At 53.9% G+C, this 25,998-nt stretch carries 27 protein-coding genes and 1 other RNA gene; 17 read left to right on the top strand and 11 right to left on the bottom strand.

Features of this window, described 5'->3' with window-relative positions:
* Positions 1–36 precede the first annotated feature (36 nt).
* The 4 genes from MY052_RS03045 (at position 37) to sstT (ending at position 4,369) form a co-directional block, all read left to right on the top strand.
* On the top strand, positions 37–537 hold the full coding sequence (locus MY052_RS03045) for a YgjP-like metallopeptidase domain-containing protein (protein WP_248538178.1): 501 nt from the start codon (positions 37–39) through the stop codon (positions 535–537).
* Positions 538–609: 72 nt separating this feature from the next.
* Complete coding sequence (locus tag MY052_RS03040; protein ID WP_202217147.1) at positions 610–1,596, top strand: Gfo/Idh/MocA family protein; 987 nt, start codon at positions 610–612, stop codon at positions 1,594–1,596.
* Between the two features lie 272 nt (positions 1,597–1,868).
* On the top strand, positions 1,869–2,837 hold the full coding sequence (locus tag MY052_RS03035; RefSeq protein ID WP_248538177.1) for a TerC family protein: 969 nt from the start codon (positions 1,869–1,871) through the stop codon (positions 2,835–2,837).
* A gap of 284 nt (positions 2,838–3,121) precedes the next feature.
* Entirely contained in the window at positions 3,122–4,369 is a 1,248-nt protein-coding gene (sstT, locus tag MY052_RS03030; RefSeq protein ID WP_202217146.1) for a serine/threonine transporter SstT, read from the top strand.
* A gap of 19 nt (positions 4,370–4,388) precedes the next feature.
* Here the strand turns inward: sstT and MY052_RS03025 are convergent, their stop codons facing one another.
* The 3 genes from MY052_RS03025 to uxaC all read right to left on the bottom strand — a co-directional run bounded on the left by MY052_RS03025 (position 4,389) and on the right by uxaC (position 7,936).
* Positions 4,389–4,940, bottom strand: a complete 552-nt coding sequence (locus MY052_RS03025; RefSeq protein ID WP_123652317.1) for a YgjV family protein — start codon at positions 4,938–4,940, stop codon at positions 4,389–4,391.
* Between the two features lie 81 nt (positions 4,941–5,021).
* The gene (locus MY052_RS03020; protein ID WP_248538176.1) at positions 5,022–6,509 is read right to left on the bottom strand and encodes a UxaA family hydrolase; all 1,488 of its coding nucleotides are present in this window, start codon (positions 6,507–6,509) and stop codon (positions 5,022–5,024) included.
* Between the two features lie 14 nt (positions 6,510–6,523).
* A complete protein-coding gene (gene uxaC / locus MY052_RS03015) occupies positions 6,524–7,936 on the bottom strand; it encodes a glucuronate isomerase (RefSeq protein WP_185667876.1) in 1,413 nt (470 codons plus the stop codon).
* Between the two features lie 476 nt (positions 7,937–8,412).
* On the opposite strand from uxaC, the gene MY052_RS03010 reads away from it, so the two are divergent.
* The 11 genes from MY052_RS03010 (at position 8,413) to MY052_RS02960 (ending at position 15,652) form a co-directional block, all read left to right on the top strand.
* A complete protein-coding gene (locus MY052_RS03010) occupies positions 8,413–9,717 on the top strand; it encodes an MFS transporter (RefSeq protein WP_035896423.1) in 1,305 nt (434 codons plus the stop codon).
* A gap of 129 nt (positions 9,718–9,846) precedes the next feature.
* Positions 9,847–10,623 (top strand): transcriptional regulator ExuR, encoded by a 777-nt coding sequence (gene exuR / locus MY052_RS03005; RefSeq protein WP_035896422.1) that lies wholly within the window; start codon positions 9,847–9,849, stop codon positions 10,621–10,623.
* A gap of 305 nt (positions 10,624–10,928) precedes the next feature.
* Positions 10,929–11,591 (top strand): DedA family general envelope maintenance protein YqjA, encoded by a 663-nt coding sequence (gene yqjA / locus MY052_RS03000; RefSeq protein ID WP_185667873.1) that lies wholly within the window; start codon positions 10,929–10,931, stop codon positions 11,589–11,591.
* Between the two features lie 2 nt (positions 11,592–11,593).
* Positions 11,594–11,974 carry an EnvZ/OmpR regulon moderator MzrA gene (gene mzrA, locus MY052_RS02995; protein WP_202217144.1) on the top strand — a complete coding sequence of 127 codons (381 nt, stop codon included), beginning with the start codon at positions 11,594–11,596 and terminating at the stop codon, positions 11,972–11,974.
* A 147-nt stretch (positions 11,975–12,121) separates the two neighbouring features.
* Complete coding sequence (locus MY052_RS02990; protein ID WP_035896419.1) at positions 12,122–12,490, top strand: DUF1090 domain-containing protein; 369 nt, start codon at positions 12,122–12,124, stop codon at positions 12,488–12,490.
* Between the two features lie 26 nt (positions 12,491–12,516).
* Complete coding sequence (locus MY052_RS02985) at positions 12,517–12,822, top strand: ElaB/YgaM/YqjD family protein (RefSeq protein ID WP_035896418.1); 306 nt, start codon at positions 12,517–12,519, stop codon at positions 12,820–12,822.
* A 2-nt stretch (positions 12,823–12,824) separates the two neighbouring features.
* Positions 12,825–13,223 (top strand): phage holin family protein, encoded by a 399-nt coding sequence (locus tag MY052_RS02980; protein WP_035896417.1) that lies wholly within the window; start codon positions 12,825–12,827, stop codon positions 13,221–13,223.
* Positions 13,220–13,510: a YqjK-like family protein gene (locus MY052_RS02975; RefSeq protein WP_123652323.1), complete on the top strand. Its 291-nt coding sequence runs from the start codon at positions 13,220–13,222 to the stop codon at positions 13,508–13,510. Before MY052_RS02980 ends, MY052_RS02975 begins: the two co-directional genes overlap by 4 nt.
* A gap of 194 nt (positions 13,511–13,704) precedes the next feature.
* A complete protein-coding gene (locus MY052_RS02970; protein WP_035896415.1) occupies positions 13,705–14,097 on the top strand; it encodes a DoxX family protein in 393 nt (130 codons plus the stop codon).
* A gap of 72 nt (positions 14,098–14,169) precedes the next feature.
* Complete coding sequence (locus MY052_RS02965) at positions 14,170–15,156, top strand: glutathione S-transferase family protein (protein WP_248538175.1); 987 nt, start codon at positions 14,170–14,172, stop codon at positions 15,154–15,156.
* A gap of 130 nt (positions 15,157–15,286) precedes the next feature.
* A complete protein-coding gene (locus MY052_RS02960; protein ID WP_035896413.1) occupies positions 15,287–15,652 on the top strand; it encodes a DUF805 domain-containing protein in 366 nt (121 codons plus the stop codon).
* Between the two features lie 114 nt (positions 15,653–15,766).
* Here MY052_RS02960 and MY052_RS02955 read toward each other — a convergent pair whose 3' ends face one another.
* Positions 15,767–16,663 carry a LysR family transcriptional regulator gene (locus MY052_RS02955; RefSeq protein ID WP_035896412.1) on the bottom strand — a complete coding sequence of 299 codons (897 nt, stop codon included), beginning with the start codon at positions 16,661–16,663 and terminating at the stop codon, positions 15,767–15,769.
* A 104-nt stretch (positions 16,664–16,767) separates the two neighbouring features.
* Between MY052_RS02955 and MY052_RS02950 the strand changes: the two genes are divergently transcribed.
* Together MY052_RS02950 and MY052_RS02945 are read left to right on the top strand one after the other, a co-directional pair.
* The gene (locus MY052_RS02950; protein ID WP_035896411.1) at positions 16,768–17,469 is read left to right on the top strand and encodes a pirin family protein; all 702 of its coding nucleotides are present in this window, start codon (positions 16,768–16,770) and stop codon (positions 17,467–17,469) included.
* Between the two features lie 26 nt (positions 17,470–17,495).
* Positions 17,496–17,657 carry a hypothetical protein gene (locus MY052_RS02945; protein ID WP_167540424.1) on the top strand — a complete coding sequence of 54 codons (162 nt, stop codon included), beginning with the start codon at positions 17,496–17,498 and terminating at the stop codon, positions 17,655–17,657.
* A 34-nt stretch (positions 17,658–17,691) separates the two neighbouring features.
* On the opposite strand, the gene MY052_RS02940 is transcribed toward MY052_RS02945, so the two are convergent.
* The 7 genes from MY052_RS02940 to MY052_RS02910 form a co-directional block, all read right to left on the bottom strand.
* Positions 17,692–18,996 (bottom strand): L-cysteine desulfidase family protein, encoded by a 1,305-nt coding sequence (locus MY052_RS02940; RefSeq protein ID WP_248538174.1) that lies wholly within the window; start codon positions 18,994–18,996, stop codon positions 17,692–17,694.
* Between the two features lie 19 nt (positions 18,997–19,015).
* Positions 19,016–20,341 (bottom strand): SLC5/6 family protein, encoded by a 1,326-nt coding sequence (locus MY052_RS02935; protein ID WP_035891018.1) that lies wholly within the window; start codon positions 20,339–20,341, stop codon positions 19,016–19,018.
* Between the two features lie 547 nt (positions 20,342–20,888).
* Positions 20,889–21,269, bottom strand: an RNA gene (gene rnpB, locus MY052_RS02930) — RNase P RNA component class A.
* A 32-nt stretch (positions 21,270–21,301) separates the two neighbouring features.
* Positions 21,302–22,447 (bottom strand): glycerate 2-kinase, encoded by a 1,146-nt coding sequence (gene garK, locus MY052_RS02925; protein WP_123652326.1) that lies wholly within the window; start codon positions 22,445–22,447, stop codon positions 21,302–21,304.
* 95 nt (positions 22,448–22,542) lie between these two features.
* Positions 22,543–23,433: a 2-hydroxy-3-oxopropionate reductase gene (gene garR, locus MY052_RS02920; RefSeq protein ID WP_035891024.1), complete on the bottom strand. Its 891-nt coding sequence runs from the start codon at positions 23,431–23,433 to the stop codon at positions 22,543–22,545.
* 30 nt (positions 23,434–23,463) lie between these two features.
* Entirely contained in the window at positions 23,464–24,234 is a 771-nt protein-coding gene (gene garL, locus MY052_RS02915) for a 2-dehydro-3-deoxyglucarate aldolase (protein ID WP_035891260.1), read from the bottom strand.
* Between the two features lie 26 nt (positions 24,235–24,260).
* A complete protein-coding gene (locus tag MY052_RS02910) occupies positions 24,261–25,601 on the bottom strand; it encodes an MFS transporter (protein ID WP_035891026.1) in 1,341 nt (446 codons plus the stop codon).
* Positions 25,602–25,998 lie beyond the last annotated feature (397 nt).

Here is a 25,998-nt window from a genome sequence, read left to right as displayed (position 1 = left end):
CGTGAGTATACACTTTTATGATTTGCGTGGACATGAATGAACCAACTAACTTACCTCCAGGGCTACCCCGAGTACTTGCTTGCTCAGGTCCGTACATTGATTACCGAACGGCGTCTGGGGGCGGTGCTGGAAAAACGCTATCCGGGCACCCACGATTTCGCCACCGATAAAGCCCTCTGGCAGTACACCCAGGATCTGAAAAGCCAGTTCCTGCGTAACGCGCCGCCGATCAATAAAGTGATGTACGACAATAAGATCCACGTACTGAAGAACGCGCTGGGGCTGCACACTGCGGTATCACGCGTGCAGGGCGGTAAGCTGAAGGCGAAAGCCGAGATCCGCGTGGCCACCGTATTTCGCAACGCGCCGGAAGCCTTTTTGAAGATGATCGTCGTGCATGAGCTGGCGCATCTGAAAGAAAAAGAGCATGACAAAGCGTTCTATCAGCTGTGCTGCTACATGGAGCCGCAGTACCACCAGCTGGAGTTTGATACCCGCTTGTGGCTGACGCACCTTTCGTTAAAGGAAACTGCGTAGTCGCCCACTGGCAATGTCATAAAGGCGTGTTACATTGACGAAAGAATCCCTTTATGGAGCCAGAAGGCGTTTATGATACGTTTCGCAGTGATTGGGACAAACTGGATCACCCGCCAGTTTGTCGATGCCGCGCATGAGACCGGCAAGTACAAGTTGACCGCCGTCTATTCCCGCAGCCTTGAGCAGGCGCAGACCTTCGCCAACGATTATCCCGTCGAACATCTGTTTACGTCGCTGGACGCCATGGCGCAAAGCGAAGACATTGACGCGGTTTATATCGCTAGCCCTAACTCGCTCCACTTCCCGCAGACTAAGCTGTTTTTACAGCATAAAAAGCATGTGATTTGCGAGAAGCCGCTGGCCTCCAACCTGCATGAAGTCGAGCAGGCTATCGCCCTCGCCCGGGAAAATCAGGTGGTGCTGTTTGAAGCGTTCAAAACCGCCAGCCTGCCTAACTTCCAGATTTTGCAGCAGTCGCTGGAGAAAGTCGGCCCGGTTCGTAAGGCGTTTATTAACTACTGCCAGTACTCCTCGCGCTACCAGCGCTATCTGGACGGCGAAAACCCGAACACCTTTAACCCGGCCTTCTCTAACGGCTCAATCATGGATATCGGTTTTTACTGCCTGGCCTCTGCGGTAGCGCTGTGGGGTGAGCCGAAACAGGTGCAGGCTTCTGCCAGCCTGCTCGATAGCGGCGTTGATGCGCACGGTATCGCGGTGCTCGACTATGGTGATTTCAGCGTGACGTTGCAGCACTCTAAGGTCAGCGACTCTACCCTGCCGAGCGAAATCCAGGGTGAAGCGGGCGCGCTGGTGATTGAGAGGATCTCCGAGTGCCAGAAAGTCGCTTTCATCCCGCGCGGCAGCAAGGCGCAGGATCTCAGCCAGCCTCAGCATATTAATACTATGCTGTATGAAGCCGAGGAGTTTGCGCGCCTGGTCGAAAACAACGAAGTGGACCACCCTGCTCTTGAAGTGAGCCGTATCACCGCGAAGGTTCAGACGGAAATTCGTCGCCAGACCGGCGTTGTCTTCCCGGCGGATGCGCCTGCCGCGTAAAACAACGTAAAGCACATGTTGCAGGCCATTGACGAAATCAATGGCCTGTCATATTTTGTTACGTGCAAAGGGGAGTAACTTCCTTGTCGGTGGATCGTCATTACGATACGTGCAAAACCGTATCCGGTCGCCGAGCAACGGAAAACGAATGCGCTACCGCATTCGTTTTTAGTTGTAAGTGAGACCTTGCCGGAAGGCGAGGTCTATGCATAAAAAAGCAGCGGCTATCGTCTTCTGACGTTAGCCGTTTTTTTATGCGTAAGGAAAATTCTATGAATACAGTCGGCACACCGTTGCTGTGGGGCGGATTCGCTGTCGTCGTGGTGATTATGCTCGCTATCGACCTGTTCCTGCAGGGCCGTCGCGGCGCGCACACCATGTCCATGAAGCAGGCGGCAGCCTGGTCTCTGGTGTGGGTCACCCTCTCATTACTGTTTAACGCTGCGTTCTGGTGGTATCTGGCACAAACCCAGGGCCGCGCGGTGGCTGACCCGCAGGCGCTAGCCTTCCTCACCGGTTATCTGATTGAGAAATCGCTGGCAGTGGACAACGTCTTCGTCTGGTTGATGCTGTTCAGCTACTTCTCTGTGCCTGCGGCATTGCAGCGCCGCGTGCTGGTCTACGGCGTGCTGGGTGCGATCGTGCTGCGTACTATCATGATCTTCGCAGGAAGCTGGCTTATCTCCCAGTTTGAATGGTTGCTCTATCTCTTCGGCGCGTTCCTGCTGTTCACCGGGATTAAGATGGCGCTGGCGAAAGAAGATGAAGGCGGAATTGGCGATAAACCGCTGGTGCGCTGGCTGCGCGGGCATCTGCGGATGACCGACAAAATCGAGAACGAGCACTTCTTTACCCGTAGAAACGGCGTGCTGTTTGCGACGCCGCTGCTGCTGGTGTTGATTCTGGTGGAGTTGAGCGACGTTATCTTCGCAGTCGACAGCATCCCGGCTATCTTTGCGGTCACCACCGATCCGTTTATCGTGCTGACCTCTAACCTGTTCGCGATCCTCGGTCTTCGCGCGATGTACTTCCTGCTGGCAGGTGTGGCCGAGCGCTTCTCCATGCTGAAATACGGGCTGTCGATTATCCTGGTATTTATCGGCATCAAGATGCTGATCGTCGATTTCTACCATATCCCGATTTCGGTATCGCTGGGCGTGGTCGGCGGGATCCTGGCATTCACCCTGCTCCTTAATGCGTGGGTTAACCATCGTAACGACCTGAAAAAGCAAAAAATGTAACCCGTAGCCCGGCCGAGCGCAGCGACGCCGGGAGCAGCTCCGAGCCTCCCCGGGGTCGGCGTAAACGCCTCGCCCGGGCTACCTCCATCCTGCTAATTACGTCACACATTGTAAATTATTGGTTAAATAATATGACGTGTGGCGTAAATTCCAGCATTTTGTACTTCCCCAAACCGCGACTTTCCTTATACTCGATCGAGCAAACACTTTTTTACATCCAGACATAAACGTAACAAATAATACGTCGCTGGAAAGACAACACACATCACTTAAGGAATGCATTGATGACAAAACCATCCGCATCACCCGGCTTTTTGCGTTTTATAACCAGCGGCAGTCTGGTTAAACAGATTTTGGTTGGGCTGATCCTGGGGATTCTGCTGGCCGTCGTTTCCAAACCGGCGGCTATTGCCGCAGGCCTGCTGGGAACGCTGTTCGTTGGCGCGCTGAAAGCCGTCGCACCGGTACTGGTACTCATGCTGGTTATGGCTTCGATTGCCAATCACCAGCAGGGGCAAAAAACCAATATTCGCCCGATTCTGTTCCTGTATCTGCTGGGAACCTTTGCCGCCGCGCTGACTGCGGTACTCTTTAGCTTCCTCTTCCCTTCTACGCTGCATCTCAGCGCCGCCGCAGAGGATATTGCCCCGCCTTCTGATATTGTGGAAGTGTTACGCGGGCTGCTGATGAGCATGGTGGCGAACCCAATAACAGCGCTGATGAATGCGAACTACATTGGTATCCTGGTATGGGCAGTCGGCTTAGGTTTTGCGCTGCGCCACGGTAATGACACCACCAAAAATCTGATTAACGATGTCTCCCATGCGGTAACCTTTATCGTCAAAGTGGTGATTCGTTTTGCGCCACTCGGGATCTTCGGTTTAGTCTCTTCGACGCTTGCCACTACTGGCTTTGAAACCCTGTGGGGTTATGCACAGCTGCTGCTGGTGTTGATCGGTTGTATGCTGCTGGTTGCGCTGGTGATTAACCCGCTGCTGGTCTTCTGGAAGATTCGCCGCAACCCATACCCGCTTGTCATGGCCTGCCTGCGTGAAAGCGGTGTATACGCCTTCTTTACCCGTAGCTCAGCTGCCAACATTCCGGTGAATATGGCGCTGTGTGAAAAGCTGAATCTGGACCGTGATACCTACTCCGTTTCCATTCCGCTTGGCGCCACGATCAACATGGCCGGTGCTGCCATTACCATCACCGTACTGACTCTGGCGGCAGTTCATACGCTTGGGATCCCGGTTGATTTGCCGACCGCGCTGCTGTTGAGCGTTGTGGCATCACTGTGCGCCTGTGGGGCATCCGGCGTTGCCGGTGGCTCGCTGCTGTTGATTCCATTGGCCTGCAATATGTTCGGTATTCCAAACGACATTGCCATGCAGGTCGTGGCTGTCGGCTTTATTATCGGCGTACTGCAGGACTCCTGTGAAACCGCACTCAACTCATCCACCGACGTGCTGTTCACCGCGGCAGCCTGCCAGGCGGAAGATGCTCGTCTGGAAAAGAACGCCCTGCGTAGCTAATCTATCAGCCCCTTCGCCATCAGGCGGAGGGGTTCTGTTCCTGAACTTTCTTCTCGACCTTGAACGGGTCAATCCCCTTACGCTGCATCCGCCAGAAGCGAATGATGTTCAGGCCGTTCATCACCAGGAAGCTGCCTTCAATCATCGTGCCGCCAATCGAGCCGAGCCAGAAATTATGGATAACCCAGCACAGTGTGGAACACCACATGACGCAGCGTACCGTCAGCCCTTTACAGCGGAACAGCGCCCAGGTACTGGCCACCGTGCCGGCAATCGGCAGCAGTTCCATGGCATGGTGCAGTTTGCTCAGTCCGAGGATTAGCGTTAGCGCGATAAAGACAAACATCACCCAGATCCGGCGCGTGTAGACCGAAATGATCGTTCGAATGACGTTTAGCTCCGCGCTCATCCCGGCGGGGATCGCGCCCATCAGGAAAAAGTGCACGCCGATGGTGGCGCTGTAGAGCGAAAGTTGAAACTTGAAGCGCCGTTCATCGCGGTTGATGAAGGTGGTGATCCCGATGATAAATGCCAGAACGCCAACGCCCTGGGCCAGCCAATACGCCGTCATGAGAGGTCCTTGTTAAACAGCATAAAAAAACGGCGTTTCAGACAATGAAACGCCGTTTTATCGTATCAGATCACATTTTTATTACAACGTGACGCCGCTCTTAAAGATAGCCAGCTCGCGGAAGTCATTGCGCTCGTTGCAGGTCTGCTTGCCGTTGGCGAAGTCGACGATAACGTCCACGAACTCTTCCAGCAGCCGAGGCATGGCTTTGCCGTGAATCAGCTGGCCAGCATTGAAGTCGATCCAGTGTTTCTTCTTCTCAGCCAGTTCGCTGTTGGTGGCAATTTTAACCGTCGGCACGAAACCACCGTAAGGGGTACCGCGACCGGTACTGAACAGCACCATATGACAGCCCGCACCCGCCAGAGCGCTGGTGGCTACTGCATCGTTGCCCGGTGCACTCAGCAGGTTCAGACCGTGCGTTTTCAGGCGTTCGCCGTAGCGCAGCACGTCAACCACTTTGCTGGAGCCCGCTTTCTGCGTGCAGCCCAGTGATTTGTCTTCCAGCGTCGTGATACCACCCGCTTTGTTGCCCGGCGATGGGTTCTCGTAGATAGGCTGGTCATGCGCAATGAAGTACTGCTTGAAGTCATTGACCATGGTCACCAGCTTGCCGAAAGTCTCTTCGTCACGGCAATGGCTCATCAGCAGCTGCTCAGCACCGAACATTTCCGGTACTTCGGTCAGCACGGTGGTGCCGCCGTTGGCAATCACGTAGTCGGAGAAACGACCCAGCATCGGGTTGGCGGTAATACCGGACAGGCCGTCAGACCCACCGCATTCCAGACCAAACTTCAGCTCGCTCAGTTTACCCGGCTCGCGTTTGTCATTGCGTATCACGCTGTACAGCTGATGGAGATGTTCGATCCCGGCTTCCACTTCGTCTTCCTGGTGTTGGCAGACCATGAAGTGAACGCGCTCAGGATCGAACTCGCCAAGGGTTTCGCGGAAAGCGTCAACCTGGTTGTTTTCACAACCCAGGCCAACCACCAGCACCGCGCCCGCATTCGGGTGACGCACCATGTTTTGCAGCATGGTACGGGTATTAATGTGATCGTCACCGAGCTGTGAGCAACCGTAGGTGTGGCTGAAGAGGTGAACGCCATCGATACCTTCGGCATCGTTGGTCTCTTTCAGGAAACGGTTCTGCATCTGGCGAGCCATGGCGTTCACGCAGCCAACGGTCGGCAGGATCCAGATTTCGTTACGCACGCCCACATCACCGTTAGCACGGCGGTAAATCTGCACGTCACGATCGACGGGCTGAGCAACCTCGGCCTGGAAATCGGGTTGGTAGCTATACGTGTCCAGATCGCTGAGATTCGTGCGCGTGTTGTGAGCATGGATATGCTCGCCCGCTGCCACATCCACCAGCGTATGGCCAATAGGTAAACCGTATTTAATGACGTTTTCACCCTTCGCGATGTCGCGTAAGGCGAATTTGTGGCCACGCGTTACCGCCTGACGCAGGGTAATCACCTGCCCATCAACGGTGACTTCGGTTCCTTCGGCCAAATCAGCGAGCGCTACCGCGACGTTATCCAGCGCATGGATCTTGATGTATTGCATACCAACCCCAGACTTTAGTTCAGTTCAATGGCGAAATAGTCACGCGCATTGTTAAAGCAAATGTTTTTCACCATCTCACCCAGCAACTGGATATCGGCAGGCGCTTCGCCCGCAGCAACCCAGCGGCCAATCATCTGGCAAAGAATACGACGGAAGTATTCGTGGCGGGTGTAAGACAGGAAGCTACGGCTATCGGTCAGCATGCCGACGAAGCGGCTCAGCAGGCCCAGCTGTGCCAGCTGAGTCATCTGACGTTCCATACCGTCTTTCTGATCGTTGAACCACCAGCCGGAACCGAACTGCATTTTGCCAGGCATGCCTTCACCCTGGAAGTTACCGATCATGGTGCCCAACACTTCGTTATCGCGTGGGTTCAGGCAGTACAGAATGGTTTTTGGCAGCAGGTTCTGTTCGTTCTGCTTACTCAGCAGCTTGGACAGTTCTTCAGCCATTGGGCGGTCGTTGATGGAGTCGAAGCCGACGTCCGCACCCAGCAGTTTGAACTGACGCAGGTTGTTATTACGCAGCGCGCCGATGTGGTACTGCTGTACCCATTCGCGACGTGCGTATTCTGCGCCCAGGAAGACCAGAACGGCGGTTTTGAACTGGGCAACTTCGTGCTCGCTCAGCGTTTCACCGGCCAGGCGACGTGCCAGGATGCTATCCAGTTCCGCTTCGTTAGATTCCGCGAACAGCACCACGTCCAGCGCGTGGTCGGACACTTTACAGCCGTGAGCGGCGAAGTGATCCAGACGCTTGGTCAGCGCGGTCTGCAGGTCAGCAAAACGGCGAATGTCGGTGTCAGACACTTCACCCAGTTTTGCCATGTAATCGTTGAAGGTGGCCAGCTCGATGTTGAAAGCTTTATCCGGGCGCCAGCTTGGCAGCACTTTCACGTCAAACGAACCGTCTTTGGCGACGGCTGCGTGGTGCTCCAGAGAATCGATTGGGTCATCAGTGGTGCCGACCATTTTCACATTCATCTGCTTCATGATGCCGCGCGCGGAGAATTTGTCCTGCGCCAGCAGCTCGTTGCACTCATCCCAGATTTCGCCAGCGGTAGACGGTGACAGCAGTTTACCGGTGATGCCGAATGGGCGACGCAGCTCGAGGTGAGTCCAGTGGTATAACGGGTTGCCGATGGTGTGCGGTACGGTTGCAGCCCACGCGTCAAACTTCTCGCGGTCAGACGCATCGCCGGTACACAGGCGTTCTGCTACGCCGTTAGTACGCATCGCGCGCCACTTGTAGTGGTCGCCTTTCAGCCAGATGTCATACAGATTTTTAAAACGATAGTCTTCAGCAACCTGCTGTGGCGGCAGGTGGCAGTGATAGTCGAAAATCGGCTGATCTTTTGCGTAGTCGTGGTACAGACGGCGAGCAAATTCGGTGTCTAACAGAAAATCTTCAGTCATGAACGGGGTCATTATCGTCTTCCTCTCAACGAGTGGGTCAGATGTTTATCTGTAATGCTGTCAAAGTTATCACACCAATTTCGTTCGGCCGAAGATTTTTTCGTGAGTTAGATCAATAAACCTTGACAAAAAATGACAGAAAAAATGACGAAACGCCCCTACAGGCCGCGCCATGCCTGGCCTGGTGTATCTACCCCTTTAACCGTACGGGAAATACCTCTTTTGTGACGGTATTCACCTTTTAAAGTTGTATGACAAGTTATCTTGCACCCCGTCGAAACACATTGAACGACGGAATGTAGTAGCCGTGGTCGATAAAGACACCTGATTGAGCGGTACGGATACCGAATTCAGCACGCGTACTTACTGGCAAGTTCGGGTCGTACCGGGAAGCATTACACCGGTAAGCCCCTTCGAGAATGACATCTTCCGGCAACACAGGAGGATGGCTGCAGGACTCGCAGTTATAACAACACGATGAGGTTTACATGCGTAAAATTAAAGGGTTACGTTGGTACATGATCGCACTGGTGACGATGGGCACCGTGCTGGGCTACCTGACACGTAATACCGTGGCGGCAGCAGCGCCAACTCTGATGGCTGAGCTGCACATTTCCACACAGCAATACTCTTACATCATCGCTGCTTACTCTGCAGCGTATACCGTGATGCAGCCGGTTGCCGGCTACGTTCTGGACATTCTGGGTACCAAAATCGGCTACGCCTTCTTCGCCGTTGCCTGGGCAGTTTTCTGCGGCGCGACTGCGCTGGCAGGCAGCTGGGGCGGTCTGGCCGTCGCACGTGGTGCGGTAGGTGCTGCTGAAGCGGCCATGATCCCTGCGGGTCTGAAAGCGAGCTCCGAATGGTTCCCGGCTAAAGAGCGTTCTATTGCAGTAGGTTACTTTAACGTCGGTTCTTCTATCGGCGGCATGATTGCGCCACCGCTGGTTGTCTGGGCTATCGTGATGCATAGCTGGCAGATGGCGTTCATTATCTCCGGTGCGCTGAGCTTCATCTGGGCAATGTCCTGGCTCATCTTCTACAAACACCCACGCGATCAGAAAAAATTAACTGACGAAGAACGTGATTACATCATTGGTGGTCAGGAAGCACAGCACCAGACCAACAACGCGAAGAAAATGTCTCCATGGCAGATCATTCAGACCCGTCGCTTCTGGGGTATCGCTCTGCCGCGCTTCCTGGCTGAGCCAGCCTGGGGTACCTTTAACGCCTGGATCCCACTGTTCATGTTCAAAGTCTACGGCTTTGACCTGAAAGAAATCGCGATGTTTGCGTGGATGCCAATGCTGTTCGCTGACGTAGGTTGCGTACTGGGTGGCTACCTGCCGCCGCTGTTCCAGCGCTGGTTTGGCGTGAACCTGATTGTTTCTCGTAAAATGGTTGTCACCATGGGCGCACTGCTGATGATTGGCCCAGGGATGATCGGTCTGTTCACCAGCCCATACGTTGCTATCGCCCTGTTGTGCCTCGGTGGCTTCGCTCACCAGTCCCTGTCCGGTGCGCTGATTACGCTCTCTTCTGACGTCTTCGGTCGTAACGAAGTGGCCACCGCGAACGGTCTGACCGGTATGGCGGCGTGGATGGCGAGCACCATGTTTGCTCTGGTCGTCGGTGCGCTGGCAGATACCATCGGCTTCAGCCCACTGTTTGCCGTCCTGGCTATCTTCGACCTGCTGGGTGCGCTGGTTATCTGGACCGTCCTGCAGAACAAGCAGGCTGACGACGGTGAGTCTGGCGCCAATCGCCCTACTCAACAGGCGACGCAAAACTAAACTGTAACGAATGTCTGTTTTCACAAAAGCCGCCTTGTTTCAGGCGGCTTTTTTCATGTCATAATATGGTTAGCTGCTCGTAAAAGTGGTATAACAAATTTAATCTGCCGTACCCTGCCTGGAGAGCATATGGAAATCGCCGACGCACGTCGCTTGTATCAGCAACTGGCCGCTGAGCTAAAAGAACGCATTGAGCAAGGCGTCTACCTTGTGGGCGATAAACTGCCTGCAGAGCGTTTTATTGCCGATGAAAAGAGCGTCAGCCGTACCGTTGTTCGCGAAGCCATCATTATGCTGGAAGTGGAAGGGTATGTTGAAGTCCGCAAAGGCTCCGGCATTCACGTCATTTCTAATCAGGCGAAATACCATCAGACCCCAGACGAGTCGCAAGAGTTTGCCAACTACGGCCCGTTTGAGCTGCTGCAGGCACGTCAGTTGATTGAGAGTAACATCGCGGAGTTTGCCGCCACCCAGGTCACCAAGCAGGACATCATGAAGCTGATGGAGATCCAGGAAAAGGCGCGCCAGGAAAAATGCTTCCGTGATTCAGAGTGGGATCTCCAGTTCCACGTGCAGGTTGCTCTGGCAACCCAGAACACCGCCCTTGCCGCTATTGTCGAAAAAATGTGGACCCAGCGCGTACACAACCCGTACTGGAAAAAACTCCACGACCATATCGATGCCCGCACCGTCGACAACTGGTGTGACGATCACGACCAGATTCTGAAAGCGCTGATTCGCAAAGATCCTCACGCGGCGAAAATTGCCATGTGGCAGCACCTGGAAAACACCAAGCTGATGCTGTTCAACGAAACCAGCGATGATTTCGAATTCAACGCCGACCGCTATCTGTTTGCCGAAAACCCGGTCGTTCACCTCGATACGGTCGCTATCGGCGGCAAATAATCGCGCGGTCCTCTTTCCAGGGCTTACCTGACATTTCGCGTGGGTAAGCCTTTGTAAATCCCCTAGCCACTCCCCGCTCGAAAACGCAAAATCGAACTGCAACAAATTGCAATTTCTATGACGTAAAACCACGTCATTTGTTACAATTGCATGCAATTTGCCTTTTTGTTGTTCAGCAATAGATTATTTCGCCAAAACAGGGACTGTTCAGCGCGTATTTACCGCGATGCTATTAAAATAGAAACAAGAGAAGACCGTCGCAGCGCGTTCAGGCATTACGTTAATCGATGTACCAGGAATCGTGAATGGAACTATTAACCCAACTCTTAAATGCCTTGTGGAGCCAGGATTTCGAAACCCTCGCTAATCCGTCCATGATCGGCATGCTCTATTTTGTCTTATTTATGATTCTGTTCCTTGAGAACGGTTTGCTGCCTGCCGCATTTTTACCGGGCGATAGCCTGCTGGTACTGGTCGGCGTACTCATTGCCAAAGGCGCGATGGGCTTCCCACAAACGGTGATTCTGCTTACCGTTGCCGCAAGCCTTGGCTGCTGGCTTAGCTATATTCAGGGCAAATGGCTTGGCAATACGCGTATCGTTCAGAACTGGCTTTCGCACCTTCCCGCCCACTACCACCAGCGCGCGCACCATCTGTTTCATAAACACGGGCTTTCCGCGCTACTGATTGGCCGCTTTATCGCCTTCGTGCGTACCCTGCTGCCGACCATTGCCGGGATCTCCGGTCTGAACAACGCGCGCTTCCAGTTCTTCAACTGGATGAGCGGCCTGCTGTGGGTGCTGATTCTGACCACCCTTGGCTACCTGCTGGGTAAAACACCGGTATTCCAGAAGTACGAAGACGCGCTGATGTCTTGCCTGATGCTGCTGCCGGTGGTACTGCTGGTTGTTGGCCTGATAGGCTCACTGGCCGTCGTGTGGAAGAAGAAATACGGTAATCGAGGGTAACTATGGTGCCAAACCGTATTCTGCTACGTCGATTTACCCTTAGCCTGGGCATGGTGCTGATGCTTTGCATCCTGCTCTGGCTGTGGGCTGCGCTTCAGCGCGAAGAGTCTACGCTTGCCATTCGCCCTATCAACCAGGCGAGCATGCCAGATGGTTTTTCCATCTCTCACCATCTGGATGCTAACGGCATTCGTTTTAAGAGCATCACCCCGAAGGATGATGCGCTGCTGATTACCTTTGAGTCCAGTGAACAGAGCGCCGCGGCAAAGCGCGTACTGGATAACAGCCTGCCGCATGTCTACGTGATAGCGCTGCAGGATGAAGATAACAACCCGGCAAGCTGGCTGTCTCTTCTTCGTGATACCTCGCATCGATTTGGCTAGCCACTTCCAGGAATCCGAATAATTTCACCAGCTTTGGTGATTTTGTATTTTCGTTACTATGCTTAGTATTGTGGGTGACGCAACGGCGTTGCTCACAGACCGGAACAGTACATGCTCGATGTACTATGCACAATGGAAGGTTCATACATGAAATACCGCATCGTTCTTGCCCTTGCTCTCGCGTCTCTCAGTGCGAGCGCAGCAGCAACATCACTGTGTCAGGAAAAAGAGCAGGACATTCAGCGCGAGATTGGCTATGCCGAGAAGCATAACAATCAGAACCGTATCGACGGCCTGAAAAAGGCGTTGAGCGAAGTCCAGGCACACTGTACTGACAGCAAGCTTCGCGCCGATCATCAGGAAAAAATTGCCGAACAAAAGGATGAAGTTCGCGAGCGCGAGCAGGATCTGAAGGAAGCAAAACAGAAAGGCGATGCGGACAAAGTGGCGAAACGCGCACATAAGCTGCAGGAAGCCAAGAAAGAACTTAACGCGCTGGAATCCCGCGCATATTGAGTGGAAATACTTACAGGAGAGATACGATGGCTAAAGATACGACATCAGATCAATTACGCGCAGAGCTGAAAGCCCTGTCCGATACTCTGGAAGAGGTCCTGAATGCTTCCACCGACAAGTCCAAAGAGGAGATGAGCAAGCTGCGTAGTAAAGCGGAAAGCGCGCTGAAAGAGAGCCGTGACCGCCTGGGCGAAGCAGGCGAAGTCTTATCTAAGCAGACACGTGAAGCGGCGGCCAAAGCCGATGGCTACGTGCGTGAAAACCCATGGACCGGCGTCGGTATTGGTGCAGCCGTCGGGCTGGTACTGGGCGTTCTGCTGACGCGTCGTTAAGCATGAGCGATTCTCACCAGGCGCAGGGGCCGGGAAAGAACATTCTCGGCATTGGCCAGCGCATTGTTACCCTCGTGGTTCAGATGGTCGAAACGCGGCTGCGCTTAGCGGTCGTGGAGCTGGAAGAGGAGAAGGCAAACCTCATTCAGCTCCTGTTAATGGCAGGGCTTACCCTGCTGTTTACCGCTTTCGGCCTGATGAGCCTGTTGGTGCTCATAATGTGGGCCGTTGACCCACAGTATCGCCTCATCGTCATGGTAGCGACTACCGCGACGCTGTTGCTCCTCGCTATCGTTGGCGGAATATGGACGCTGAGCAAAGCACGTCGCTCAACGCTGTTACGCCATACTCGCCACGAGTTGGCCAACGATCGCACCCTGCTGGAGGATAATGAACCATGAGTCCACGACAGGAACGAGAAGCACGCAAAGCGTATCTGCTACGGCAAATTCAGCAGCAGCGGCTGGACCTTAGCGCCAGCCGTCGCGACTGGCTGGACGCCACCCAACCCTACGATCGCGGCTGGAGCAAGCTTGTCAGTCTGCGTTCGTGGTTCATGGTCGCCAGCAGCGCCATGGCGGTAGTTTCACTGCGTCATCCGCGCTTTCTGGTGCGCTGGGCCCGCCGCGGCGTGGGTATCTGGAGCACCTGGCGCATGGTCAGGAATATCGCGCGTAAATCCTTTTAATCGTTCGCCGTCCCGATTTCCCCACTGCCATACATCATTGCTCAGATTCTTTGAAGAACTTCAACAGTTTTCCTTGCTAACAATTGTTATACGTCACAGTTATATTTCTCTCCATCGACAGCAGCTACGCGCTATCAGCGTGTAAATGCTCAATAAAACGGTTTAACTGCCCGCAAGGTTCTCTGGAGAGAAAGATGAAAAAATTAGAAGATATTGGTTTCCTGGTCGCACGTATTCTGATGCCGATTCTGTTTATCACCGCTGGCTGGGGCAAAATCACCGGGTATGCGGGTACGCAGCAGTATATGGAAGCAATGGGCGTCCCAGGTTTCCTGCTGCCACTGACCATTCTGCTTGAGTTTGGCGGCGGTCTGGCGATTCTATTCGGTTTCCTGACTCGCACCACCGCGCTGTTCACCGCAGGCTTCACCCTGCTGACCGCCTTCATCTTCCACAGCAACTTTGCTGAAGGTGTGAACTCGCTGATGTTTATGAAAAACCTGACCATCGCTGGCGGCTACCTGCTGCTGGGTATCACCGGTCCAGGCGCATTCAGCATCGACCGCGTGCTGAATAAAAAATGGTAAGAACGCACTATACTGAATGAACAAAAAAGCGAGGAGACATCTCCTCGCTTTTGCTATCTGGAGGAGCACATCATGGGACAATTGATCAATGGCGTCTGGCAAGACGTCTGGTATGACACCAAATCCACCGGTGGACGTTTCCAGCGTTCAGTTTCTGCATTTCGCAACTGGCTGACCGCCGACGGCGAGCCCGGCCCTACCGGCAACGGCGGTTTTGCCGCTGAGAAAGATCGCTATCACCTGTACGTCTCTCTTGCCTGTCCGTGGGCGCACCGCACGCTTATCCTGCGTAAGCTCAAAGGACTGGAACCGTTCATCTCCGTATCCGTCGTCAACCCGCTGATGCTGGAAAACGGCTGGACCTTCGATGCCGATTTCCCGGCCGCAACGGGCGATACGCTTTACCAGCATCAATTCCTGTATCAGCTCTATCAGCATGCCGATTCCACCTACTCCGGGCGCGTAACCGTGCCGGTACTGTGGGATAAAAAGAATCAGACCATCGTCAGCAATGAATCAGCGGAAATCATTCGCATGTTCAATACTGCATTTGATGCACTGGGTGCCAAAGCGGGCGATTACTATCCAGCCGCGCTGCGCGATCAGATTGATGAGCTGAACAGCTGGATCTACGACACGGTGAACAACGGGGTCTATAAAGCCGGTTTTGCCACCAGCCAGGCAGCCTATGATGAAGCCGTTGATAAGGTCTTTAGCTCGCTGGATCGTCTAGAAACGATCCTCGGTCAGCATCGCTACCTGACCGGTAATCAGCTGACCGAAGCCGATATTCGCCTGTGGACGACGCTTATCCGCTTCGATCCGGTCTACGTGACCCACTTCAAGTGCGATAAGCATCGCATCAGCGATTACCTGAACCTGCACGGCTTCCTGCGCGATATCTACCAGATGCCGGGCATTGCGGAAACCGTCGACTTCGACCATATCCGCAACCACTACTTCCGCAGCCACAAAACCATTAACCCGACCGGGATTATCTCCATCGGGCCATGGCAGGATCTGGACGAACCACACGGCCGCGACGAACGTTTCCGCTAAACCCATTGGGCATCGATCCTCGATGCCCAATTAATTTCACATCATCAATATTTACCACTTTTTCATTCACGACTATCCTTAGCTTGATCGCTTAAAAAACAAGTGATTAATGATCAACTGAGGCATAAAAATGGATTGGTATCTCAACGTTCTACGTAATTACATTGGATTTGGTGGCCGCGCTCGTCGCAAAGAGTATTGGATGTTCATTCTGGTGAACGTCATTTTGACGGCAGTGCTGAGCGTGGTGGATAAGATGCTGGGCTGGCAGCGCGCTGGCGGCGAAGGGATCCTCACCACCATTTACGGCATTCTGGTTTTTCTTCCGTGGTGGGCAGTACAGTTCCGCCGACTACACGACACCGATCGCTCGGCGTGGTGGCTGCTCCTGCTGTTGATTCCGGTGATTGGCTGGCTGGTGATTATTATCTTTAACTGCCAGAACGGAACGCCAGGCAACAACCGTTTTGGACCAGATCCGAAACGTCTTTCCTGATCCCGGCCGGGCGGCAACAATGCAAATCTTGTAGGCCTGATAAGCGTAGCGCCATCAGGCAATTCAGTGCTGATTGCCGGATGGCGGCGTAAACGCCTTATCCGGCCTACAACTTTATTTCGCAGTTAACAGCTTTTGGATCTCGCGCAGGCACCAGGACTTCGCTTCGCCCATGCTGTCACGGCGCCAGGCCATGATGATATCAATTTCGCTGGTATATTCCGGGCTCACCACGCGTAAGCGGCCTTGGGCGATATCCTCTTCAACCATCGGATACGGCATCGTTGCGACCCCCAAACCGGCTAACAGCGCCTGACGTTTTTCTTCCATCGACGTGACCGTCAAACGCGGCTGCTTATCCAGCAACTGTACCGTCAGCACCGGACGTTCGCGAGCGGTGTCGGCAATCGCCACGCCGCGATACTTCACGCGCGTGACTTCCGACAGCGGTTCGGCTTCCTGATGAATAGGATGATCCGGCGCGGCCACATAAACGTTCATCACCGAATAAAGTTTACGGGAGTTAATCTCGGTCGATGAGCGGAAATGCATATCCGGCGCAATCACGATATCCGCCCGACCCTGCTCCAGGCGCTCCCAGGCACCCGCCAGCACTTCGGTAATGATCGACAACTGAGTATTAGATTTGGTCGCGAGTTTTTCCACCAGCGGGAACAGCGTCGAAGTTGGGATCAGCGCCTCTGCCACGATGGTGAGGTGGGTTTCCCAGCCTCGGGCCAGCGCTTCGGCATCGGTGGTCAGCTTGTCAGCGGCTTCCAGCAGAACACGACCGCGTTCCAGCAGCATACGCCCGACGTTAGTGAATTTTGTTCGATGACCCGAACGGTCAAACAACACCACGTCCAGCTCTTCTTCCAGCTTTTGCATGGTGTAGCTCAATGCCGAAGGCACGCGACCAAGCTCATCAGCCGCGGCGGCAAAGCTCCCGCGTCTATCAATCGCGTCCATTACTCGTAGTGCTTCTAGCGTCAGCGCTCTCTCTTTGGCCATAGCGTGCTCATTCAGTAAATTTGAACATACCGGGCAGAATATCTGGCTAACAATGCAGCGTCCATACCTTTACCATTGATTTAGTGTAAAGGAGGGTCAAGAAGATGATTACCACAAGAACAGCGAAACAGTGCGGACAGGCAGACTTCGGTTGGCTGCAGGCTCGCTATACCTTCTCTTTTGGACACTACTTTGATCCGAAGCTGCTGGGCTACGCCTCACTGCGCGTGTTGAATCAGGAAGTGCTCGCACCGGGTGCCGCCTTCCAGCCACGTACCTATCCAAAAGTCGATATCCTGAATATCATCCTGGAAGGTGAAGCGGAGTACCGCGATAGCGAAGGCCATCATATTCATGCCAAAGCCGGTGAAGCGCTGCTGATTGCCACGCAGCAAGGCGTGAGCTACAGCGAGCATAATCTGAGTAAAGACAAGCCGTTAACCCGGATGCAAATCTGGCTCGACGCCTGCCCAGAACGCGAAAATTCGCGCGTGCAGAAGATCAAACTGAAAGAGACGAACCACCAACTGTTAGCCTCACCGGACGGCAGCCAGCATAGTTTACAGCTGCGTCAGCAGGTATGGTTGCACCATATTGAGCTGGCGAAAGGTGAGCAGGTAAGCCTGCAGCTGCACGGGCCGCGCGCCTATTTGCAGTCGATTCATGGTACGGTTCATGCGCTGGCGCACGAGGCTGAGAAGCAGTCTCTGACCTGCGGCGATGGGGCATTTATCCGCGATGAGAGCAATATCACACTCGTAGCTGATACCCCGCTGCGCGCTTTGCTGATAGATTTACCGGTGTAACGATTTTCAGGGACACCGAAGACACTATGAGTAAGCGAAACAACAAGAAGCAGCACAAGGCCGTCGTCGTTAACGCACCACAGCCGGTCATCGCGCCTAAAACGTTTGGTTTTGAAGAGATGCTGAACGAGCTCGAAGCGATCGTTTGTGAAGCAGAGCGTCATCAGGAAGAAGAACACGCTGCCTGAGAAAGTGCCCCGGCCAGAAACCGGGGCTATTTTTTTACGCGAGCTTGCTCGCCATAATCTGAATCACCTGTTTGTCCGTCTGCTGCATAGAGTGACAGGCCAGCGAGCAGAGGTTGCTAATCGACTGTTCCACGTCGTTCGCCACAATTCCCTCATTTCCCGTTACCGCCGTTTCATCCAGTGCCATCAGCACCGCTTTCCACGCCGACGACACGCTGGTCGAGACTTTCATCGCGCAGCTGTTGGACGCGCCATCGCAGATAATGCCGCTCACATCGCCAATCATGCTGCTGATGGCCATTGAGATGCTGCGATAGCTGCCATCGATAAGCCAGCAGATACCGGCCGCCGCTCCCATCGAGGCCGTGGTGGCCGCGCAGAGCGCCGACAGCATCGGCAGTTGGTGATGAATATAGATAGCCGTCAGGTGCGAGAGAATCAGCCCGCGGGCCATTTTCTCCTGGGAACAGCCCAGATGTTCCGCCACCACCACCACCGGCATGGTGGCGGCAATGCCCTGATTCCCCGAGCCCGAGTTGCTCATGGCAGGCAGGCAAGCGCCGCCCATGCGCGCATCCGAGGCCGCCGAGGTTCGAATAATAATGTCGCTCAGCAGATCTTTTGCCAGCAGCCCGCGCTCACGCTGACGTTGCAGGGTCGCGCCAATATGCAGACCGTACGGCGCACGCAGACCTTCGTGGGAGAGCGCGCTGTTCAGCAATGCCGCATCGAGAATAAAGCTAATTTTCTCAAACGGCACCTGCTCGGCAAACTCAACAACCTGCTCCAGCGTGACGTGCTCAAGCGAGGTGGCTTGCTCCTCCTCTGCTCCCTCGCAATTGCTGGCATCCAGCAGCGTCACGCCATTTTTCACGATGCGAATGACGCGTGTATGACCGCCAGCAATGGTCACCGTGGCCGATTCGTCGAGAGTATGAACCGTTGCGCTGGCGTACAACACGTCATCGCACGGGTCTTCCATGGTCACCGACACTTTACCGCTGGCCAGCAGAACCTTGGCCGCCGTAATATCCTCCACCGACGCGCCCTTCAAGACCTCTAACCCAGCCTGTGCATCACCGCCCAGCGCACCCAGCGCGGCGGCAATCGGCAAGCCAACCATTCCCGTGCCCGGTACGGTAACGCCCATGCCGTTTTTCATCAGGTTTGGCGATACCTTAGCCTCAATATGGCTGATACGCCCCGCCAGGTGAGAAGCCGCAATCGCGCTTGCCAGCGCCAGCGAGACCGGCTCGGTGCAGCCCATTGCGGGCTTCACATTCTGTTTTACCGCCAGAATCATATCGTCCCACAGCGGATTCATTGTTACTTCAACCATATTCGTTACCACGCGTAAATCAGGAGAATGCCAGGAATGGAGAGACACAGAGCAGCAGGCCGGTAATGATGATAATCACCAGCGAGACGCCTTTGTATTTGTGTAGCGCCGGAACTTTGTAGACCAGCCAGGCCGGAATCAGGCAACCCACCATGCCGAAAATCGGGCTACAGATAGAGGTGAAGCTCAGCACCGGCGCATTGAGCACAATGGCGCTCCAGGCCAGCAGGATGGCGAAGATCATAATCCCGCGCTGAACCAGCTTCTGATTGATTTTGTCTTCCGGCATTTTGCGGCGCAGCAGGTTGATAACAATCCCCTGCGTCGCTTCGCGAAAGCCCAGATAAACGCCAAAGAACGCGGTCATCACGGCAAAGATATTGAGGATGACGCTCACCACGGTGACCCATGCACCCGCGCTGCCATTAATAAACTGGGCGGCAATCGCCAGCGCCGAGATGTTCTGCTCATAGGCTTTCACCGCTTCATCGTGGCCCATCGCCAGCGTAAAGGAGACGGCATAGAAGAAGACCACCACGAACAGAATACCGAAGGCAATGTTCATCGCCCGCAGCGCTTTGTGGCGCGCCACTTCGCGGGATTTCTCCTTTGAGCGATAAGAGATAACCATCGGGCTCAGGGTCTGAATAAACAGGATAGAGGTCAGGGTAAATGGCAGCGTAATGATGGCGTTTTTAATCAGCAACCCCATCGGCGGCAGCGTGCCGGCGTTGTACAGATGCCACATCCCCACCATCGATACACCCAGCGCCGCCACGACCAGCAGCTTAGTCAGCACCATAAAGCTGGAGACTTTAAACAGCAGCTTTTCACCGCGCGACGAAATAGCCACCAGCACGCAGATAAGCACCAGACCATAGAATGGGTTTTCCGAGAGCAGCCCATCGGTGACGCCGAAAGTATGCAGATAAGAGGCGCTGTCGTTGGTAATCGCCGTGGAGTAAACGAACATCCAGATAACCAACATGATGAAGTAGAGCGCGCCGAGCAAGATCCCCCAGTTTTTGCCGAGGTAGCCGCTGATAACGCTCGGGTAGTCTTTACACTCCGGTGATTCAGCAAGCGTATTAATAAACAGACGCTGGAACAGGTACATCGCCGGGTAGCCGACGATGGAGGAGAGCAGGAAGACCCACAGCCCCATCAGGCCAACCTGAACGGGTAAGAACACGATCCCCGCCCCGATAGCCATCCCGATACTCATAATGACCCAGCCAACGTCGGTACTGTCGAATTTTATTGCCTCCTGCCATTCACTTTCTGACATGCCCGCTCGAGCGGCCGCAGACGACGTCTGTGCGGGTGCAACTGAGATTGTTTCCATAACAAATTCTCACTCTTAGTGTGTAGGGGTTTATTGTTTTATTACAGTTTGATGTTCCGGATAGTCCGAATATTACAGGCTTATTCACTGCCTTTTTTAGAGTAAGAAAATGATAACGCGGGTTCAGGAGAAAAAGCTTGCAACTCTTTACGTAGGGAAACGCTGAAAATAGAAAATATTCCTATGATTAGCGCAAAATTAACCAATGTATTTCTCTTTTACTAATAAAAGAGAGATTTCGGTGGTTTTTGCTTTCGAATGGATAATTATAATTAATTGTTTTTTAAGTAATTTTAACTTGATAATGATTTCTGAAACGTTGAGCGCTGCGAGGGTTTTGTGAGATAGCACAACGCGCCATGTTAATAAGATGTGACGTTAAAGAAAGGCAAAAAATGATGGCTATCACACCAACGCCTCGATTTAGTGAATAACTCCATTGTTTGTATGGATATGGTAAACAATCAGAATATTACGCTACGATGCAGAGAGTGCTTTGCCAGATGCTGAAAAGCAAAAACCCCGCCGAGGCGGGGTTTTCTTTAAAGAGTGAAACTGACCGATAAGCCGGGTTCTGTCGTGGACAGTCATTCATCTAGGCCAGCAATCGCTCACTGGCTCAAGCAGCCTACCCGGGTTCAGTACGGGCCGTACCTTATGAACCCCTATTTGGCCTTGCTCCGGGTGGAGTTTACCGTGCCACGGACTGTTACCAGCCGCGCGGTGCGCTCTTACCGCACCCTTTCACCCTTACCTGATCCCGCTTACGCGGGCCATCGGCGGTTTGCTCTCTGTTGCACTGGTCGTGGGCTGTTACACCCCCCAGGCGTTACCTGGCACCTTGCCCTATGGAGCCCGGACTTTCCTCCCCTCCGCCCGTCTCCCCCGAAGAGGACGACGACGAAGCGGCGACTGTCTGGTCAGCTTCGGCGCGAAGTATAGAGGGTTTGCGCGTCGATGTCACCCTTCGATCCGCATCCCGACCTGAATTGTGGCGGCGATGTTCCGGGAAGTGTGGTAAATATTCTCCGCCGCATCGCGGAAGGCTTCTTCCAGTGAACCAATGCGGTTCAGCACGCTGAATACCGAATCAATCCCGTACTGGTGTACCACGCCAACATCCCGCGTCAGGCTACCGGCAATACCGATAACCGGCTTGTGGTACTTCTTCGCCACGCTGGCTACGCCTACCGGCACTTTGCCGTGAATGCTCTGGCTGTCGAGGCGGCCTTCACCGGTCACCACCAGCGTGCAATCATGGATATGTTCTTCAAGGTTCAGCGCCTGGGTCACAATCTCAATGCCGCTGCGCAGCTCCGCGCCAAGGAACGCCATCAGCGCCGCCCCCATCCCGCCAGCCGCGCCGGAACCAGGCACTTCTTTTACGTCAATGCGCAGCGATTTCTTAATCGCGTCCGCGTAGTGCGCCAGATTACGATCCAGCTCGACGATCATCGCCTCCGTCGCTCCTTTCTGCGGGCCAAAGATACAGGATGCGCCAAAAGGTCCGGTCAGCGGGTTCGTCACATCGCAGGCCACGCGAATCGCGCAGTTTTTCAGGCGAGCATCAAGACCGGAAATATCAATATGGTTGAGACTCATCAGGCTACCGCCACCAAAACCGATTTCCGTGCCGCTGGCATCGCACAGCTTCGCGCCCAGCGCCTGCACCATACCGGCACCGCCGTCATTGGTTGCGCTGCCACCAATGCCGATAATAATGTTTTTCGCCCCGCTCTCCAGCGCCTGAAGGATCAGCTCCCCGGTGCCGTAAGAGGTGGTAATCAGCGGGTTGCGCTGCTCTGGCAGCACTAATGCCAGCCCGCTTGCCGCCGCCATTTCAATAAAAGCGGTATTCCCGTCGCCGGAGATCCCCCACTGTGCTTCCACGGCTTCGCCAAGCGGACCGGTGACCGTTGACGTCACTGAACGACCCTGCGTTGCCGCAATCATCGCCTCAACCGTTCCTTCTCCCCCGTCGGCGACCGGCACTGACACGAATTGCGCTTCCGGAAAGATTTCCCGAAATCCTTTTTCTATGGCCTGAGCTACCTCAGTGGCAGAAAGGCTTTCTTTATAAGAGTCTGGGGCGATTACGATTTTCATATCTGAGCCTATTAGCGCACGACGCCGGAGGGCGTTTCACAGCTCCGGCCTACCCTGTAAGCCCGGCACGCAATGCGCCACCGGGCACAACGCCCTTAGCGAGTGACTTCCACTTTCGCCAGTTTTTCGTAATAGCACGCCAGAGCGCTATGGTCGGCGGTTCCAAGACCATCTGCACGCAGCGCCTGCATCATCTCCATCACCGCGGCAGTCAGCGGCAGCTGTGCACCCACGCCGTGCGAGGTATCCAGCGCATTCGCGAGATCTTTAATATGCAGGTCGATACGGAAGCCTGGTTTGAAGTTACGATCCATCACCATCGGTGCTTTCGCATCCAGCACGGTGCTGCCCGCCAGTCCGCCACGAATCGCCTGATAGACCAGATCCGGGTTAACGCCCGCTTTGGTCGCCAGCGTCAGCGCTTCGGACATTGCCGCAATGTTTAGCGCCACGATCACCTGGTTTGCCAGCTTGGTCACGTTGCCCGCACCAATATCGCCGGTATGCACCACGGAACCCGCCATCGCTTTCATCAGATCGTAATATTTATCGAAGATGGCTTTATCACCGCCGACCATCACCGACAGCGTACCGTCGATAGCTTTTGGTTCACCGCCGCTCACCGGCGCATCGAGCATATCAATGCCTTTCGCCTTCAGCGCGTCGCTAATTTCACGGCTGGCTAGCGGTGCAATCGAGCTCATGTCGATAAGCACGGTGCCCGGCTTCGCGCCTTCGATAATGCCGTTTTCACCTAGTGCCACTTCTTTCACGTGTGGCGAGTTTGGCAGCATGGTGATGATCACATCACACTGTTCAGCAATCGCTTTTGCCGTGGTCGCCGTTTCAGCACCGGCGGCAATCACTTCGGCAATCGTTTCAGGATTACGGTCAGAAACCACCAGCGAGTAACCCGCTTTCAGCAGGTTTTTACTCATCGGTTTACCCATGATACCCAGGCCAATAAAACCAACTTTCATCGTCATTTCCTCAAATGTGTATGTATTCGGTGGTGGTTACTTCTTGAAGGCGTCAGCCAGTTTCTGCGTACCGGCGCGGAACACGCCGAGATCGCTGCCAACCGCCACAAAGGTCGCGCCCCACTCCAGATAGCGGCGCGCATCGGCTTCTACTGGTGCCAGAATGCCGCTTGGCTTACCGTGCGCTTTGGCACGGGCGAAAATATGTTGAATCGCCTGCTGTACTTCCGGGTGAGAAGCGTTACCCAGATGGCCTAACGCCGCGGCCAGGTCGCTTGGGCCAACAAAGATGCCATCTACGCCTTCTGTGGCGGCAATGGCATCAACGTTGTCGACGCCCAGCTGGCTTTCGATCTGCACCAGGATGGTGATGTTTTTATTGGATTGCGCGAAGTAATCCGGCACGGTGCCAAACATGTTGCCGCGATGAGAAACGGACACGCCGCGAATGCCTTCTGGCGGATAACGGGTCGAAGAGACCGCCTGCGCGGCTTCTTCTTCGGTTTCCACAAACGGAATCAGGAAGTTGTAGAAACCGATATCCAGCATGCGCTTGATAATCACCGGCTCATTGGTCGGGATACGCACAACCGGTGCGCTCGCGCTGCCTTTTAAAGCCATCAGCTGCGGGATGAGCGTCGTCACATCGTTCGGCGCATGTTCACCGTCCAGTACCAGCCAGTCGAAACCGGCCAGTCCTAACACTTCAGTGCTGATTGGGCTGGAAAGTGCGGACCAGCAGCCAATCTGAACCTGTTTTGCCGCCAGCGCAGCTTTGAATTTGTTAGGGAAAATCGCGTTATCCATTTTCATTACCTTAAGTTAGTCGTGGCTTACTTACGCAGTTCCAGACGTTTGATGTCGCCAACCACGAACAGGTAGCAAACCATCATCATCAGCGCAGAGCAGCCTACAAAAATCAGTGCGCCATTAAAGGAGTGCAGCTCACTTACGATATAGCCAATCACCAGCGGCGTGACGATAGACGCCACGTTACCGAAGACGTTAAACAGCCCGCCGCACAGCCCTACAATCTCTTTTGGCGCCACGTCGGAGATAACCGGCCAGCCGAGTGCACCAAAACCTTTACCGAAGAATGCCAACGCCATCAGGGTAACCACCAGCGCGGTGTTATCGGTGTAGTTACACAGAATAATCGTCGATGCCAGCAGCATGCCCAATACGATAGGCAGCTTACGGGCAAAGGTCAGCGTACAGCCACGACGAATCAGGTAGTCGGAGAACAACCCGCCCAACACGCCACCGGCAAAGCCGCACAATGCAGGAATAGACGCCACGAGCCCTACTTTCAGAATCGACATGCCTTTGTCCTGCACCAGGTAAATTGGGAACCAGGTGAGGAAGAACCACGTAATGGTGTTCAGGAAGTACTGACCGAAGAAGATCCCTAACATCATACGGCTGCTCAGCAACTGCTTGATGTAATCCAGCTTCGGACCTTTTGCCGCATCGCTGCCCGGCTTTTTATGGTCCATATCGACCACGGCACCGTTATCCGCAATGAACTTCAGCTCATCTTTGGACATGCGCGGATGGTCGGTTGGGTTATGGACGAACTTCACCCACATCCCGGTCAACACGAAACCAATCACACCCATCACGGTAAAGACGTGCTCCCAGCCCCAGGCGAAGGTTAACCAGCCCAACAGTGGCGAGAACAGCGCTAAAGAGAAGTACTGCGCGGAGTTAAAGATAGCGGACGCCGTGCCGCGCTCTTTGGTCGGGAACCAGGCCGCTACGATACGGGCGTTAGCCGGGAAGGAAGGCGCTTCAGAGAAGCCCAGCATAAAGCGCATGAAGAACATTGAGACACCCGCCCATGCCAGTGGGAAGAAGCCAACAAAGCCCTGCAGGAAAGTAAACAGCGACCAGAAGAACAGACTATAGGTATAGACTTTCTTCGAACCAAATTTATCCAGTAACCAACCACCGGGGATCTGCATGAGCAAATAAGCCCAACCGAACGCAGAGAAGATGTACCCCATTTCGACCGCGCTCAGACCTAGCTCTTTTGCCACCGACGTACCGGCGATGGAGAGCGTGGCGCGGTCCGCATAGTTAACGGCCGTAACAATGAAAATAACTAAAAGAATTAAATAACGGGTATGCATTCCTTTTGTTGATCCAGAAACATCAGCTGTATCGTGTATCATTTTATTATCCTCGGGCACAGAGAACCTTAATTATATTTTTATTATTAAGGTCTATTTCGCTGATTATTTATTGATAACTGGCAATCTTAATAAATCGATAATACGCCATGAAATCGAGATTCAGTATAATCAGGAAACGATAGCCATACATTGTGCAAAAACACAATTTGATAGCCTTATAAAATCTTTTAGTTATTCATATGCACATAACACTGGGCGCTGATGCACAATTTCAATTTTTGATACCCTTGCGCCACAAGGCATGACGACAATAGGTGATCTTTATCACATTTTTAGATTCCAACACCTGACATGCTTTATTCCATAATCAAAGTGTTCTTATTTTCCACATTGAATAACCTGACACTTATAACATTTATTATTTTACCCACTGGCT

The organism is Kluyvera ascorbata (assembly GCF_023195735.1).
In the GTDB taxonomy this organism is placed as follows: Bacteria; Pseudomonadota; Gammaproteobacteria; order Enterobacterales; family Enterobacteriaceae; genus Kluyvera; species Kluyvera ascorbata.
The sequence above is the reverse complement of the archived record's forward strand: the minus strand, read 5'-3'. Positions and strand labels throughout refer to the sequence as shown.